The organism is Saccharopolyspora pogona (assembly GCF_014697215.1).
GTDB classification, from domain to species: domain Bacteria; phylum Actinomycetota; class Actinomycetes; order Mycobacteriales; family Pseudonocardiaceae; genus Saccharopolyspora; species Saccharopolyspora hattusasensis.
This window is the reverse complement of record NZ_CP031142.1, coordinates 9,154,361-9,168,091: the sequence shown is the minus strand read 5'-3', so window position 1 is coordinate 9,168,091 and position 13,731 is coordinate 9,154,361. Positions and strand designations below refer to the sequence as shown.

The 13,731-nt window shown below is 66.9% G+C and carries 18 protein-coding genes; 14 read left to right on the top strand and 4 right to left on the bottom strand.

What is annotated here, in order from left to right:
- Positions 1 to 79 precede the first annotated feature (79 nt).
- Positions 80 to 502 carry an SPW repeat protein gene (locus DL519_RS43335; RefSeq protein WP_190823539.1) on the bottom strand — a complete coding sequence of 141 codons (423 nt, stop codon included), beginning with the start codon at positions 500 to 502 and terminating at the stop codon, positions 80 to 82.
- Positions 503 to 577: 75 nt separating this feature from the next.
- On the opposite strand from DL519_RS43335, the gene DL519_RS43330 reads away from it, so the two are divergent.
- The gene (locus DL519_RS43330; RefSeq protein WP_190823538.1) at positions 578 to 1,072 is read left to right on the top strand and encodes a MarR family winged helix-turn-helix transcriptional regulator; all 495 of its coding nucleotides are present in this window, start codon (positions 578 to 580) and stop codon (positions 1,070 to 1,072) included.
- Positions 1,073 to 1,155: 83 nt separating this feature from the next.
- Positions 1,156 to 3,012 carry an MFS transporter gene (locus tag DL519_RS43325; RefSeq protein ID WP_190824572.1) on the top strand — a complete coding sequence of 619 codons (1,857 nt, stop codon included), beginning with the start codon at positions 1,156 to 1,158 and terminating at the stop codon, positions 3,010 to 3,012.
- 253 nt (positions 3,013 to 3,265) lie between these two features.
- Here DL519_RS43325 and DL519_RS43320 read toward each other — a convergent pair whose 3' ends face one another.
- On the bottom strand, positions 3,266 to 3,466 hold the full coding sequence (locus DL519_RS43320) for a hypothetical protein (RefSeq protein WP_190823537.1): 201 nt from the start codon (positions 3,464 to 3,466) through the stop codon (positions 3,266 to 3,268).
- A gap of 40 nt (positions 3,467 to 3,506) precedes the next feature.
- Here DL519_RS43320 and DL519_RS43315 point away from each other — a divergent pair, with 40 nt between their 5' ends.
- The 7 genes from DL519_RS43315 (at position 3,507) to pqqE (ending at position 8,971) form a co-directional block, all read left to right on the top strand.
- A complete protein-coding gene (locus tag DL519_RS43315) occupies positions 3,507 to 3,977 on the top strand; it encodes an MSMEG_3727 family PQQ-associated protein (protein WP_397545029.1) in 471 nt (156 codons plus the stop codon).
- Between the two features lie 13 nt (positions 3,978 to 3,990).
- Positions 3,991 to 5,676: a PQQ-dependent dehydrogenase, methanol/ethanol family gene (locus DL519_RS43310; RefSeq protein ID WP_190823535.1), complete on the top strand. Its 1,686-nt coding sequence runs from the start codon at positions 3,991 to 3,993 to the stop codon at positions 5,674 to 5,676.
- A 42-nt stretch (positions 5,677 to 5,718) separates the two neighbouring features.
- Positions 5,719 to 5,862: a pyrroloquinoline quinone precursor peptide PqqA gene (pqqA, locus tag DL519_RS43305; RefSeq protein ID WP_190823534.1), complete on the top strand. Its 144-nt coding sequence runs from the start codon at positions 5,719 to 5,721 to the stop codon at positions 5,860 to 5,862.
- Positions 5,863 to 6,005: 143 nt separating this feature from the next.
- A complete protein-coding gene (pqqB, locus tag DL519_RS43300) occupies positions 6,006 to 6,902 on the top strand; it encodes a pyrroloquinoline quinone biosynthesis protein PqqB (protein ID WP_190823533.1) in 897 nt (298 codons plus the stop codon).
- Positions 6,899 to 7,609 (top strand): pyrroloquinoline-quinone synthase PqqC, encoded by a 711-nt coding sequence (gene pqqC, locus DL519_RS43295; protein ID WP_190823532.1) that lies wholly within the window; start codon positions 6,899 to 6,901, stop codon positions 7,607 to 7,609. Before pqqB ends, pqqC begins: the two co-directional genes overlap by 4 nt.
- Positions 7,606 to 7,887: a pyrroloquinoline quinone biosynthesis peptide chaperone PqqD gene (gene pqqD / locus DL519_RS43290; protein WP_190823531.1), complete on the top strand. Its 282-nt coding sequence runs from the start codon at positions 7,606 to 7,608 to the stop codon at positions 7,885 to 7,887. The genes pqqC and pqqD overlap by 4 nt, the downstream gene beginning before the upstream one ends.
- On the top strand, positions 7,880 to 8,971 hold the full coding sequence (gene pqqE, locus DL519_RS43285; protein WP_190823530.1) for a pyrroloquinoline quinone biosynthesis protein PqqE: 1,092 nt from the start codon (positions 7,880 to 7,882) through the stop codon (positions 8,969 to 8,971). Before pqqD ends, pqqE begins: the two co-directional genes overlap by 8 nt.
- A gap of 438 nt (positions 8,972 to 9,409) precedes the next feature.
- On the opposite strand, the gene DL519_RS43280 is transcribed toward pqqE, so the two are convergent.
- Both DL519_RS43280 and DL519_RS43275 read right to left on the bottom strand, forming a co-directional pair.
- On the bottom strand, positions 9,410 to 9,646 hold the full coding sequence (locus DL519_RS43280) for a hypothetical protein (protein WP_190823529.1): 237 nt from the start codon (positions 9,644 to 9,646) through the stop codon (positions 9,410 to 9,412).
- Between the two features lies 1 nt (position 9,647).
- Positions 9,648 to 9,998, bottom strand: a complete 351-nt coding sequence (locus DL519_RS43275) for a hypothetical protein (RefSeq protein ID WP_223840150.1) — start codon at positions 9,996 to 9,998, stop codon at positions 9,648 to 9,650.
- Positions 9,999 to 10,533: 535 nt separating this feature from the next.
- Between DL519_RS43275 and DL519_RS43270 the strand changes: the two genes are divergently transcribed.
- The 5 genes from DL519_RS43270 to DL519_RS43250 all read left to right on the top strand — a co-directional run bounded on the left by DL519_RS43270 (position 10,534) and on the right by DL519_RS43250 (position 13,292).
- Entirely contained in the window at positions 10,534 to 11,631 is a 1,098-nt protein-coding gene (locus DL519_RS43270; RefSeq protein ID WP_223840149.1) for a helix-turn-helix domain-containing protein, read from the top strand.
- 53 nt (positions 11,632 to 11,684) lie between these two features.
- Positions 11,685 to 11,846: a Scr1 family TA system antitoxin-like transcriptional regulator gene (locus tag DL519_RS43265; protein ID WP_190823526.1), complete on the top strand. Its 162-nt coding sequence runs from the start codon at positions 11,685 to 11,687 to the stop codon at positions 11,844 to 11,846.
- Positions 11,847 to 11,976: 130 nt separating this feature from the next.
- Positions 11,977 to 12,186, top strand: coding sequence for a DUF397 domain-containing protein (locus tag DL519_RS43260; RefSeq protein ID WP_190823525.1), 210 nt, complete (start codon positions 11,977 to 11,979; stop codon positions 12,184 to 12,186).
- A 229-nt stretch (positions 12,187 to 12,415) separates the two neighbouring features.
- On the top strand, positions 12,416 to 12,628 hold the full coding sequence (locus DL519_RS48070) for a hypothetical protein (RefSeq protein WP_223840148.1): 213 nt from the start codon (positions 12,416 to 12,418) through the stop codon (positions 12,626 to 12,628).
- Between the two features lie 385 nt (positions 12,629 to 13,013).
- Complete coding sequence (locus tag DL519_RS43250) at positions 13,014 to 13,292, top strand: hypothetical protein (RefSeq protein ID WP_190823524.1); 279 nt, start codon at positions 13,014 to 13,016, stop codon at positions 13,290 to 13,292.
- Positions 13,293 to 13,731: the final 439 nt, after the last annotated feature.

The window sequence follows — 13,731 nt, the reverse complement described above, 5'->3', positions numbered from 1 at the left end:
GGTGGTGACCACCGGCATTCGCATGCCGGCGGTCACCGGGCGCACCGCTTCGCCGGCGGGCGCACCGCTTCGCCGGACTTCAGCGGTGCTGCAGGACCAGGCCTGCGGCCGCGATCCCCAGCAGCACCACGATGGCGCCGCTGACCACGTTGCTGATCACGACCGGCATCGTCGCGACCGCACCGCTCATGACCCATTCCGCGATGATCGTCCACACCCCGAGGACGGGGACCAGCCACGCGACGCCGTGCAGCCGGCCGAAGGCCGAGACGTAGCCGACCGCCAGTCCGGCGACGGTGAGACCGATGATCAGGTTGTTGACCGCGAGCGGGCTCATGCCCGCGAAGCCGACGATCCACGGCGACAGGGCGACGTACAGCCCGGCCAAAACCATCAAGCCGTACGCGGCCTGCGCGATGGGGGTCTCGGCGATGTGCTCGTAGCGGGACCGGAGCTCCGTCAGATCGGGGTGTCCCGCGATGGGAATCTGCTGGCTCGTCATGATGCACCTCCCCAACACATTTCGGTGCTAAACCCAGCTTGACATGCGGATTTGCAGCATGCAAGTCTTGTTCTCATGAAGTCTTCGCCCTCCCGGGATGCCACGCCCAGGAAGCGCCACGCGGACGCCATCGACGCGTTCGAAGCGGCGACGCGCATGTTGGTGGGGCTCGCGACCAGGAGCCTGGCGGGCGAAACCGTGACCCTCCCGCAGTTCCGGCTCCTCGCGGCGCTCGCGGACAGAGGACCGCTTCCGTCTACGCGGGCCGCGGCGGCCCTGGGGCTGAACGCCTCATCGGTGACGCGTCTAGGCGACCGCTTGGAGCTCGTCGGCCTGCTCTCCCGGACTCGCGAACCGGACAACCGCAGCGTGGTCACGCTCGCCCTCACCGCGGCGGGCGACGAGCTGGTACACCGCGTGCTGGCGTCCCGGCGCGAAACCCTCTCCCGCTTGCTGGGGCAGCTCGACCCACGAGATGTCGACGGGGCCGCCAAGGCCTTGTGGCGTCTGACGAAGCTCGCGGCCGCAGACGAAGCACTGGACGGCCTGGTGCCCTATCCGCACGGCTGATCACCGCCGCCCACTTGTTGCACGACGCAACCAACAGTAAGGTTAGTTTCGTGCAGTAAATACTTCTCCTGGTGAGGGAAGTGATGGCGATGGCATCGTCATCGGAGCCGGCCGAGCTGCCGGTGGACCCGCTCCCGGCACGACGTCCGCGGGCCGGAGAGGACCCGGTCGGCCCGCACTACAAGTGGATCGCGCTGTCCAACACCACGCTGGGCGTGCTGATGGTGACGATCAACATGTCGATCCTGATCATCGCGTTGCCGGACATCTTCCGCGGCATCCGGATCAACCCGTTGGAGCCCGGCAACACCGGCCTGCTGCTTTGGCTGATCCTGGGCTACCTGGTGGTCACCGCGGTGCTGGTGGTCACCTTCGGGCGCCTGGGCGACATGATCGGCCGAGTCCGCATGTACAACGCCGGTTTCGCCGTGTTCACGGTGTTCTCCGTGCTGCTGTCGGTGACGTGGATGCAAGGCACGGCCGGCGCGCTGTGGCTGATCGGCATGCGCGTGCTGCAAGGGGTCGGCGGCGCGATGCTGATGGCGAACTCCAGCGCGATCCTCACCGACGTCTTCCCCGTCCAGCAACGCGGATTGGCGTTGGGTCTGAACCAGGTGGCGGGCATCGCGGGGTCGTTCATCGGCCTGATCCTCGGCGGGCTGCTGGCACCGGTGCAGTGGCACCTGGTCTTCCTGGTGTCGGTCCCGGTCGGGTTGTTCGGCACCTGCTGGGCGTACTGGAAGCTACGCGACACCGGCATCACCGAGCATTCGCGGCCGGACTGGTGGGGCAACCTGACCTTCGCGATCGGGCTGGTCGCCGTCCTGGTGGCAATCACCTACGGCATCCAGCCCTACGACGGCCACGTCATGGGCTGGACCAATCCGCGGGTGCTGGCCACGATGGCCGCCGGGCTGCTGGTGCTCGCGGTGTTCTGCGTGGTCGAAACCCGCGTGGCGGAACCGATGTTCCGTCTGTCGCTGTTCCGGATCCGGGCGTTCACCGCCGGGAACATCGCCAACCTGCTCTCCGGCATCGGCCGCGGCGGGCTGATGTTCGTCCTCGTGATCTGGTTGCAGGGCATCTGGTTGCCGCAGCACGGTTACGGTTTCGAGTCCACTCCCCTGTGGGCGGGCATCTACATGCTTCCGATGACCATCGGGTTCCTGGTGGCGGGCCCGGTGTCGGGGTGGTTGTCCGACCGGTGGGGTGCGCGGCCCTTCGCCACCGGCGGGATGCTGGTGGCAGCGGCGAGCTTCGTGCTGCTGGCGTTGCTCCCGGCGAACTTCCACTACCCGGCGTTCGCCTGCATCCTGCTACTCAACGGGATCGGCATGGGCCTGTTCGCCGCGCCGAACCGGGCAGCCATCATGAACAGCCTGCCGCCGCAGCGGCGGGGCGTGGGCGCGGGCATGAGCACGACGTTCCAGAACTCGGCGATGGTGCTGTCCATCGGGGTGTTCTTCAGTCTGATGATCTCCGGTCTGGCCCAGACGCTGCCGCAAACGCTGTCCAGCGGGTTGATCGCGCAAGGCGTGCCCACCGCGGACGCAACGCGTGTGGCGGGCCTTCCGCCTGTTGCGGTCCTGTTCGCCGCGCTGCTTGGGTACAACCCGATCCAGTCCCTGCTCGGCCCGAGCGCGCTCCAGCAGCTGCCCGCCGACCACGCCGCGTACCTCACCGGCCGGAGCTTCTTCCCCGCGCTGATCTCCCCGCCGTTCTCCCAGGGGCTGGCCATCGCGTTCGGATTCGCGGTGGCCGCCTGCCTGGTGGCCGCCATCGCATCCTGGCTGCGCGGCGGCAAGTACGTCTACGCCGAACCACCGGAACCGGTCCCGGCCACACCCGTCCCCCCAGCACGCCAGGAGGAAGCCGCGGTGCCGGGCCCCGCGCCGATCGGGCTCCAGCCACCGGATCCGCCCCGAGCCGCGAGCGAATGATGTTGTGGGATCGGGCAATCCGGCCCGTGCGCCAGCGTGCACACCGGCTTCGGCGACTTACGCAAGCGCGGCAGCGGAGTTACCCTTCACGTGCGGTAGGACACACGCGGCGGGAGGTGTCGGGTGGTCCAGACGGGGCTGGCCGTGCGGGTTGCGCCGGGCGCAACCGGTGTCGGCGGCCTCCCTGCGATACCCGGCCCGCTCGCTCCGCGGTTGCCGTTGGGGAGTTCTCGACTGATCCGATCGCGAGCAGTCAGCCGGCGGTCGGCCAGAACCGGTTTCTGCGCTGAAGCTCGTCGGCGCTCTCAACGCCGGAAGCCGGTTCGGGGAACGGCGCGGCGACCGGGAACGGGATGATTCTCGTTCCCCACAAACCGTTTTCCGGGCGGCAGTCCCGATCGACCGCCACCCGGAACCAATCGCTTGGGAATTCAAGCACGAACCCGTCGTCCACCGGCGGGCGCACCGCACGGCGGAGCATTCGGGATTAGGAGATGAGGCCGATGGCAACCGCGGAAGATCTGTCGGCGCTCGTGAGCAAGCTCGGATTGGACAAGCAGAACAAGGCGACGCTCGGCCGGTTGATAGCCCACGGCAACCTCGGTTACGCCGAGGAGGGCGCGGACGGCCGGATGCACGCCCAGATCCGGATTCCGCCGGACGAGCTGGTCTGGGATCCCGCGATCCTCGTCCTGCCGCACGGGGGTGACCTGGACCTCGAGATCTTCAACGACGACCAGAACACGCATTGCGCGCTCTTTCCGAGCAACGGTGACAGCCAGTTCATCTGGTTGCCGATCCACTCCCGGGGAACCGCCGCGCTGAACCTCGGCGGCCCGGGCTACTACTGGTACAGCTCGCCCATCGGCAACGACGAGGGCCGCGGCCTGATCGGGGCGATCGTCGTGCTGGGCGACGTCCCGCAGCAGGCCCGCCTCGACCGCCCGGACCAGCCACGACCATAGGAAGGAGCGGGTGATGACGGAATACGTGGATGCAGGGCGGGCCGTCGGCCAGGCATCGCTGAGCGGCCTGGCTGGCATTGCGCCGCCGGTGGTCCAGGACGTCACGTACGAACGCATTCTGCAGGCCCGCTCGGAACCGCAGAACTGGCTCACCTACTACGGCACCTACGACGGGCAGCGGTACAGCCCGCTGGACCAGATCAACACTGAGAACGTCAAGCGCCTCGCTCCCGCATGGGTGTTCCAGTCCGGGTCGGCCGGTCTCCACGCGGGCCCATCGACCTACTCGTTCGAGGCCGCCCCGATCGTCGTGGACGGCATCATGTTCGTCTCCGGGTGGGACGGCTTCGTGTGGGCCATCGATGGCCGGACCGGGCAGGAGCTGTGGCGGTACAAGCACGCCATCCCCTACGACACGTCGCTGTGCTGCGGCAACGTGAACCGCGGGGTCGCGGTGGCGAAGGGGAAGGTCTTCGTCGTCACGCTCAACGCCCACGTGATCGCGCTCGACGCCACCAACGGCGAGCTCGTCTGGGACGTGACGTACGGCGACGTGCGGGCCGGCGAGAGCGCCACGGTCGCGCCGCTGGTCGTCAAGGACATGGTCGTCGTCGGGAGCTCCGGCGGGGAATTCGGCGTGCGCGGCCACCTGGACGCCTTCGAACTGGACACCGGGCGGCACGTCTGGCGGTGCTACACCGTGCCGAAGCCGGGCGAGCGAGGCTCCGAAACCTGGCCGGACGGTCCGGCCTGGACGCGGGGCGGCGGCAACTGCTGGGTCACGGGCACCTTCGACCCGGAGCTGAACCTCATGTACTGGGGAACCGGCAACCCGGCACCCGACTTCGACGGGGGCATCCGCGAGGGCGACAACCTGTACACCGACAGCGTCATCGCCGTAGACCCGGACAACGGCGAGATCCGCTGGCACTACCAGTACAACCCGCACGACCTGTGGGACTACGACAGCACGATGGAACACATCCTCTTCGAGCTGGACGGGCGCAAGCTGCTGGCGCACTTCGACAAGAACGGGTACTTCTTCGTCCTCGACCGCACGAACGGCGAACTGGTCCGGGTGTCGCCCTTCGTCGACCGCATCACGTGGGGCGAGATCGACCCGAACGGCAAGGTGACGCCCAAGATCTATCCCGAGAAGGAAGGGGAAGAGGTCCACTTCTGGCCGGGGCCCGCCGGCGGGAAGGAATGGACGCACGCGGCGTACAGCCCGCGGACGCAGCTGTGCTACGTCCCGGTCCAGGACGTCGGCGCGTCGGTCACGCGTCGGCGCCGGGAGTTCAAGGAGAGCATCCCCTACTGGGGTGCGAGCGTCACCGTGGACTCCGACGACATGGCGGGGTCGGTGTCGGCCTTCGATCCGTCCAACGGCAACGAGGTGTGGCGCTGGCGCAACGACGTGCCGATGTGCGGTTCGGTGCTGGCCACCGGCGGGGACCTGGTGTTCGCAGGCGAACCCACCGGGGAGTTCAACGCGTTCGACGCGCGCACCGGCGAGCTGCTGTGGCAGTTCCAGACGGGATGCGGCCACCACAGCAGCCCCACGACCTACAGCATCGACGGCAGGCAGTACCTGGCCGTGCCGCTCGGGTGGGGCGCTTGGGTCGAAGGATTCCTACCCGGGATGCTCGGCGCACCCCACGGGGACGCCCTCTTCGCCTTCGCGCTTCCGCAGGAATAGTCCCGGATTCGGGCCGGAAATCCGCAGGGAGGAGGTGCAGTCATGGAATCCGTTGCAACTCGGCCAACTCTTGAATGGGAGCCCCCCGAGTTCGCCGAAGTCGACTGGGAGCCACCGGAGTTCGAGGAGCTCCAGTGCACATCCGAAGTGACGATGTACATGTACGTCGCGCGATGGGAGGACTAGCGGCCGGAGGACCAGCGGCTGAGGCACGGGCGCCGGGGTCGAGTCCGGCGCCCGGGTCGTGAGTCTGCTGGGTTGCTACAGGAGCCCAGAAGACTCACGGCCGCGTTCGGCACTGGTGCCGAAAGCACGGGAGGAGGAGCGGAATGTGGATGCGGGTGCTCGGATCGGCAGCGGGCGGCGGCTTTCCGCAGTGGAACTGCGCCTGCCCGAACTGCCGCGCCGTCCGCGACGGTTCCCGGCCCTGCCGGCCGCGCACCCAGTCGGCGATCGCGGTGAGCGGCGACTACCGGAAGTGGTTCCTGTTCAACGTATCTCCCGACGTCCGAACCCAGATCGAGGCCTTCGCCGCCCTGCAGCCGGACTGCGGGCGAGCGACACCGCTGCGCGCGGTGCTGCTCACCGACGCCGAGATCGACCACACGCTCGGCATGTTGCTGTTGCGGGAGGCGAAAGCCATCGAGCTGCACGCCACGCCCGCAGTGCGGGAGACGTTGTGCGATGGGACGGCAGTGCTGCGAACGCTTGAGGCCTACTGCCAGGTCACCTGGCGACCGGTCGTTCCGGGCGCCGACGTGCGCCTGGAGGGCGGGCTTTCCTACCGGGCCTTCAACGTCCCCACCAGTAAACCGCCCCGCTTCAGGGCAGGCCGCGAGCAGGGACGGGTCGTGGGCTACCGGCTGACCGACGAGTCCAGCGGCCGGGCGGTGGTGTACCTGCCGGGGGTGCAGGAGCTCACCGCCGAAGTGCTCGCGGAGCTGGATGACTGCAGCTGCCTGCTCGTCGACGGGACCTGCTGGCACGACGACGAGCTGATCCGGCTCGGCTTGGCCCGGAAGACGGCGCGCGACATGGGACACCTGCCGATCGGGGACCCCGGGGGCAGCCTCGAACAGCTGTCACCACTGCCCATCGAGCGCAAGATCTACATCCACATCAACAACACCAACCCGATCCTGCTGGACGACGCACCCGAGCGGCGTGCCGTCGAGCAGCGCGGCATGGAAGTGGCCGCGGACGGATTGGAGGTGCGAGTGGCGTGACGACGCTTACCGACACCGGCAGCTTCACCGCGCAGCTGCGCGCCCAGTCGCGGCGCTACCACGACCAGCACCCGTTCCACGTCAAGATGAACGAGGGGCGGCTGAGCCGTCGGCAGATCCGGGGATGGGTGGCGAACCGCTTCTACTACCAGGCGAACATCCCCCGCAAGGATGCCGCCATCCTCGCCAACTGCCCGGATCGCGAAGTGCGCCGGCGGTGGGTCCTGCGAGTCCTCGACCACGACGGCACGACTGGCGACGAAGGCGGCATCGGCGCCTGGCTGCGCCTGGCCGAGGCGGTGGGGCTGGCCCGGGAGGAGGTGCTCGACGAGCGCCATCTCGTCCCCGGGGTGCGGTTCGCCGTCGACGCGTACGTGAACTTCGCCCGCACGCGGCCGTGGGTCGAGGCGGTGGCGTCCTCGCTGACCGAGCTCTTCGCGCCGGACCTGATGGCCGACCGGCTCGCCGCGTTCGAACGCCGCTACCCCTGGATCGACCGCGACGGACTCGGCTACTTCCGGTCCCGCCTGGCCCAAGCGCCCCGCGACGCCGAACACGCCCTGCAGGTGGTGACCGAGCACTGCCGCTCGGCCGACGAGCAGGCGCGCGCCTTGGCGGCGCTGTCATTCAAGTGCGAAGTGCTCTGGAGCATCCTCGATGCCATCGACCAAGCTTTTCCCGACTCCGGCGATGCGGGAGCGCTATGAGCACGGCAGTGGAATCGGCGAGCCGCCCCAGGATGGCGTCGTACGTGCGCCTGGTCTTCGACCAGGTGCGCGAGCGGCACATGCTGTTGGCACCGGAGTCGGTGTCGGTCCTGAACCCGACCGGCGCGGCCGTACTGGGCCTGTGCGACGGGCGGCGGACGGTCGCCGAGATCGTGGCCGAGCTGCGTGGCCAGTCCGACCACGTGGCATGCGACGAGGTGCTGGGTTTCCTCAGCCGCCTCGCCGCCAAGCGGTACGTGGAGGTCGACGATGACTAGCCCATTCGGTTTGCTGGCCGAGCTCACGTATGCGTGCCCGCTGCACTGCCCGTACTGCTCCAACCCGCTAAACCTGGCCGACTACGGGGAAGAACTGACCACGGGGCAGTGGCAGCAGGTGCTGACCGAGGCCCGCGAGCTGGGTGTCGTGCAGCTCCACATGTCGGGCGGCGAGCCGCTGCAGCGCCGGGACGTGGTGGAGATCGCACGCAGCGCCAACGAGTTGGGCCTGTACACGAACCTCATCACGAGCGCGATCGGCCTCTCACCGCGCCGCGCGGAACAGCTGCGGGCGGCCGGTCTCGACCACGTGCAGATCAGCATCCAGTCCCACGAGGCGACCGTGTCCGACAGCATCGCGGGCACGCCCTCCTTCGAACGCAAGGTCGCGGCGGCCCGGCTGGTGAAGGAGCTGGGCTGGCCGCTGACGCTGAACATCGTCCTGCACCGGATGAACATCGACCGCATCTCCGACATCATCGCCCTGGCCGAGCGACTGCACGCCGACCGCATCGAGTTGGCGAACACCCAGTACTACGGCTGGGCCTTGCACAACCGCTCCGCGCTCCTGCCCAGCAGGAAGCAGATCGATCGGGCGGCGGCCGTCGTGCGCGCCGCGAACAAGCGCCTGGAGGGGAAGACGACGATCATCTACATCCTGCCCGACTACTACTCCCAGTACCCCAAGCCCTGCATGGACGGTTGGGGACGGCGACAACTCACCGTGACGCCGAACGGCGACGTCCTCCCCTGCCCCGCCGCGCACACCCTGCCGCTGCCGCGCGCGAGCGTGCGCGAGAAGTCGCTCGCCTGGATCTGGGCGGAATCGCCGGTGTTCCAGCGCTTCCGCGGCACCGACTGGATGCCCGAGCCGTGCCGGAGCTGCCCGCGCCGCGAGATCGACTTCGGCGGCTGCCGCTGCCAAGCGTTCCTGCTCACCGGGGACGCCGCCCGCACCGACCCGGTCTGCATCCTCTCGCCGGACCACGAGATCGTGGCCGACGCGGTGCGCGCCGCCAACGAGGAGACGAGGCCCCTCGCGGAGGCCCTGACACCACGTCCGCACCCGCGCGACACCCGGTAGAGAGGCCTTGTTTCCAACCTTGTCTTGCGTGGCGGTGCGGGTAGCGTCAGCGCCTGTCTTCGAACTCCCGTGCGGCCGGCGCTGGGCGCCGTTGCCGCAGGTCGGGTGTGAGAAAACCGGCTCTTACCGGTTTTCGCACTCACGACTGCGCGAAACCATGCCACCACTGCAGCCTTCCCACGAAGAAGATCCACGCGGCGAAGGAAGTCAGCACGACGAGCGCCGGCTGGCCAGGGTTCACATCGGATGAGCGGAGCGAACGGACCGTTCGTGCCGTCTATCGAGGTGAACAGGCCGTTCGCCCCACACCGGTTGGCAGGCAGAACCAGACCACTCCCGCTGGGGCGGGCAGCGGAACCGCCCGGCAGGACCAGTTCCAAACAGCCTCTACAGCCCTGAAAAGCGCTCACCGGACCTGACCAGCCGAAAACGGCACCCTCACGGTCCTTCGCTGAGCGCGGCTTCGCGTTCCTGCACGAGCCGGGTCCGGATCTGCTCCAGTCGTTGGTTCTCCAGCTCCACTGCGGCGGCCCGCACGCAGGCATCGCAACCGATGCGGGCCCGAGCGGGTTCGCCTTCGGTGAGTTGACGGCACGCGGTGAGCGCTGGGCTGGTGCTGGGCCGGATGATGTGCACGGTGCCGTCGGGGGCGGTCCAGCGGTCGTCGCCGAGCATGTCAGCCTCGTTTCTTCTTCTCGAACTGCGCGCAGTGGGCTCGTACCCATTGCTGCGCGCGGTGGGTGAGGATGGTGGGGTCCCAGGCGGTGTCGATCTCAACGGTCCAGGGCAGCGGGTACTCGTCGGAGAAGTCGATGTCGCCGTGGTAGATCCGGACGGTGCTTTCGCCCGCGTACCAGCGGAATACGAACGACGAGTACAGGTAAACCAGGTACGCGCCGCGCCGGTCCCGACGCATCAGCGGCCCTTTCCGCACAGCGGGTATCCGGTAGAAGGTGATCGACTTCCCGTTATGGAAAGTAACGGTCTCCGGCACGGCCACTGCAGAAATGTCGGCCCATTCCAACATGTTCAGTCGTCCACGATGGTGATGGAACCGGTCCAATTGCACTTCCGGCAGACTTCTTCCTTGCAGCCCCCGCAGGAATGCGTCGTCGTCGGCATCTGAACCTTCATCTCCTTCAGTGCCTCGTTGCAACGCGAACAGGTCGGAGCGTGAATCCAGTCGATTTCGGAAGGCTTGGCGAGAGCGAAATCTCGTCGCAGACGGATATCGCGGATGGACCTGCGTCCGCGCTGGTGCCGAAGAACGCATGACGAACCAGGCCGTAGGAACTCGTGTCGTCCGGAACTGGTCGCCAGAAGTAGCGCAGCCATCCCTGCGTCGTCGTCATGGGAGCCCCTATTCGTTGGTGCCGTCGGTCGTTGCTTCGCGATGTTCAGTTGGTGGGGCAGTCCCCGCCAATCGGTCGGGGGAACACTTCCGGAGGGGGACGCTGGAAGTGCAACGATCAGCGAGGACTGCCTGTAAGTAGTTTCGGAGGCACGGACAGTAAGCGGTAGGGTTTGGCTGTTCACTGGTGTTCACAACGGGGGCGAGGCTGATGACGACGGGTGCCGACTTGCGGGCTGCCCGCGATGCTGCGGGGTTGAGCTTGTCTCGGATGGCGCAGCGCACGCACTTCGCCAAGTCGTACTTGAGCATGGTCGAAACCGGGAAAAGGTCGGTCGCGCCGGATGTGGTCGACGCCTACGAACAGGTGCTCGGCGTGCCGTTGCGGCCTGCTCCGAGTGATCCGTTGCGGATCGCCCATGAATGGCTCGTTTCGGAGTCACCGATTGCCGTTCAATTCCGCTCCGGCCGGCGGGTCGGTGATTCACTGGCGGAGGAGCTGGAAACCCGCGTGATCGAGCTTCGTCATCTCGATGATGTGGTGACCAGCCGGGATCTCTTGCCTGCTGTGTCGAAAGAACTGGGGGAAGCCGACAGGCTTGTGCGGTCGGCGAGCTTCTCAGAGCCAGTGGGCCGACGTCTGTTCACGACCGTTGGAGAACTGGCCCAGCTCGCTGGCTGGATCGCAAGCGATGCGGGCCGTTACGCCGAAGCGCAGCGGCTGTACATCTCAGGTGTGGGTGCGGCAGGTGAGGCGTCCGATCGCGTTCTTGGAGCCCAGTTGTTGTCGAGCCTGAGTTATCAGGTCGCAAACGTCGGTAACCCACGCGATGCGGCGCTTTTGGCTCGGACTGCCGTGAAGGGTGCAGACGGCGCAACGCCCGTTGTTCGCGCACTCCTGCTCGAACGCGTGGCATGGGCCTCAGTCAAGGCCAAAGACATCCATGGCACCTGGCAGGCGCTGGATGCCGTGAACGACTCATACGAACGACGAGGCGACGCCGGATCTGAGCCAGAATGGGTCTACTGGCTCAACCGATCCGAGATCGATATCATGGCAGGTCGGTGCATGATCGAGCTGGGCAGGCCTCACGATGCCGAACCACTCCTGTCGAACGCTGTCGCGAACTACCCTCCCGATCATGCCAGGGAGGTAGCACTTTATCTTTCGTGGCTTGCTGAATCCCACGTCGGAGCCGGTGATCTGGATGCCGCCCGCGACGCCGTCGAGCGGGCACAGCGCTACGCCGCAGCCATGCCCTCAGCCAGAACCGACGACCGGCTCCACACGGTACGACAGATGCTTTAAGCACTCTCCTCAGGCCACCGCGCGGGAGACGTGCCAGAACTAGGCGATAGCGCTTGGAAATACTGGACCTCATCGTCCGGGTGGTCGACGACCGCGATGCCACAGTCCAGATCGTGCCATTCACGGCTGATGCTCATGCTGCACTTGGCGACTCATTCGTGATCATCCAGTGGCCCGACGAAGCGAGCCCCGAAGCCGTGTACGCGGTGGAGTGACATCCTGGACGGCGCACGAACGCGACGGCGTGATCCGGAGCTACTTGCACGCGGTTGCCTCCGTGCAGAGCAAAGCCTTGTCTCCGCGCGAATCTCTTGACTTCATCCATAACATGATCAAGGAACTGACATGACGAGCACATTGGGCGTGACGGCACGGGCTGCCCGAGTTTGGCGCAGGAGCAGCTACAGCACGGCCACCGGAAACTGCGTCGAAGTCGCTGCTGGTGATGGGGTGGTTGCGGCTCGGGACTCGAAGGATCCGGATGGTCCGGTGCTGGTGTTCTCTCGGGCTCGATGGGCGGCCGTCCTTCCTGGCTGGACTGAACAGGTGAGATGAGTCCGGTCATGTGATCATCTTTCGGATTCGCCTGCGCGCGGGATGTCCGGTTCGCTAGGGTTCTCCCCGGTTGGACGACGTGCGCCGGAGAGGGCTTCGAGGTGGCTGACGCGTAATTAGCTGGGGATCTGGGCTCGGCCGTCGCTTCGCCGGTGCCAGTGCAGCGCCGGGCGCGATCCAGCAGCAGAACGACCAGCTAGCGCAGCAGATTTCGGCTGGCAAGCTGAAGATGAACCCCGACGCAGCCGCCCAAGCCGCCCAAGCCTACGAGCGTGAGGCCGACGAGGTCGACAGGCTTGTGCAGAAAGCCGACGCGCTCGCGCGTGTTGAAGGCTTAGGCGAGTACGGCTCTGCGCAGCAGTTGGCTGCAGGTGGTGGCGGGATCATCTTGACCGTGAGCAACAAGGGTGACAAGCAATTGATCCGTGCGCTAAATCGTTGAAGATCGCCGAGACGATCGCGCCTCGTCGAAACGTGCCGCAGATTGCTGAGTGGGGCCGCTTGGCCGCTGCCGGTTGGCCTTCTGGGTCGCTTCGGACACCTTCGCCCTCGCGGCCCGCCTCGCTTTCGAGACGCGCGATGACAAGGCAGCCAAGACCCTTTACACAACCGCCGCGGCTGCTGCTGGACGACTCCCCGACCGACAGCGGCTCGCCGCGGTGTGGACCAGCCACACGATGGTCGCGCCGCGAACCGAAGGCGTGTCCGCTGCATCGAAGATCGCCTTGTCCGCAGTTTGCGAGGCCAACAACGGGCCGAGCTACGCAATCAGAGCGCGTGCTCACGCGGTGCGGGCCGAAGTCCATTCGCGTGCAGGCGAGAACCACATGGCACGGACAGCACTGGAGCGGGCGTGGCGAACGATGGATCAGCTCGGCGAAGACGACCCGTACGGCTGCTTCGATCCCGACCGTCTCGCCGGGTTCGACGGTCTGTGCGCGCTCTACTCCGGGAACGCCGCAGAAGTCCACCAGCAGCTCGCTCGCTCGAAAGCAACGCTGACGAAGTCCAGGGATGCCGTACAACGCGGAATTCTGAACGCGGATGCCGCATTGGCACGCCTACGACTCGGCGATCACATCCACGACGCCCTGCTTGGAAGCTGACGGGCCGTGAGTGTTTTTGGGTGCTATGGCACCCAAAAACACTCACGGGCCCTGACGCCGCAGGTTTGGCATTTAGCCCTGGAACATCCCCTTGCTAAGCGTTGGTCGAGCCAGCGTAGAGGTCGGCGATTCTGCGGCGCCACCACGGTAACCGCTGGTCCGCGAACGGATCGGGCAGGGTTTTCGCCGCGAAAGCTCGATCCAGCGCGCTAATGCGGCTGCGGAGCTGGCGCACTGCGGCGGGGCAGGGCATCGAGAGGGCGCTGCAGGTCGTCGCGCGCGTCGGGCCCTAGGTAGATGGTGTAATCGTTGCCCGTATTGGCCAGTTCACGGCGGGACTGCTGGCACACTCTCGCCCACTGGTCGAGAGCGCGTGCGACGAATTGAGGGCTCACATCGCTGCGCCCGGTGCGGTCGAGGTCGATGGTTACCGCGCGTG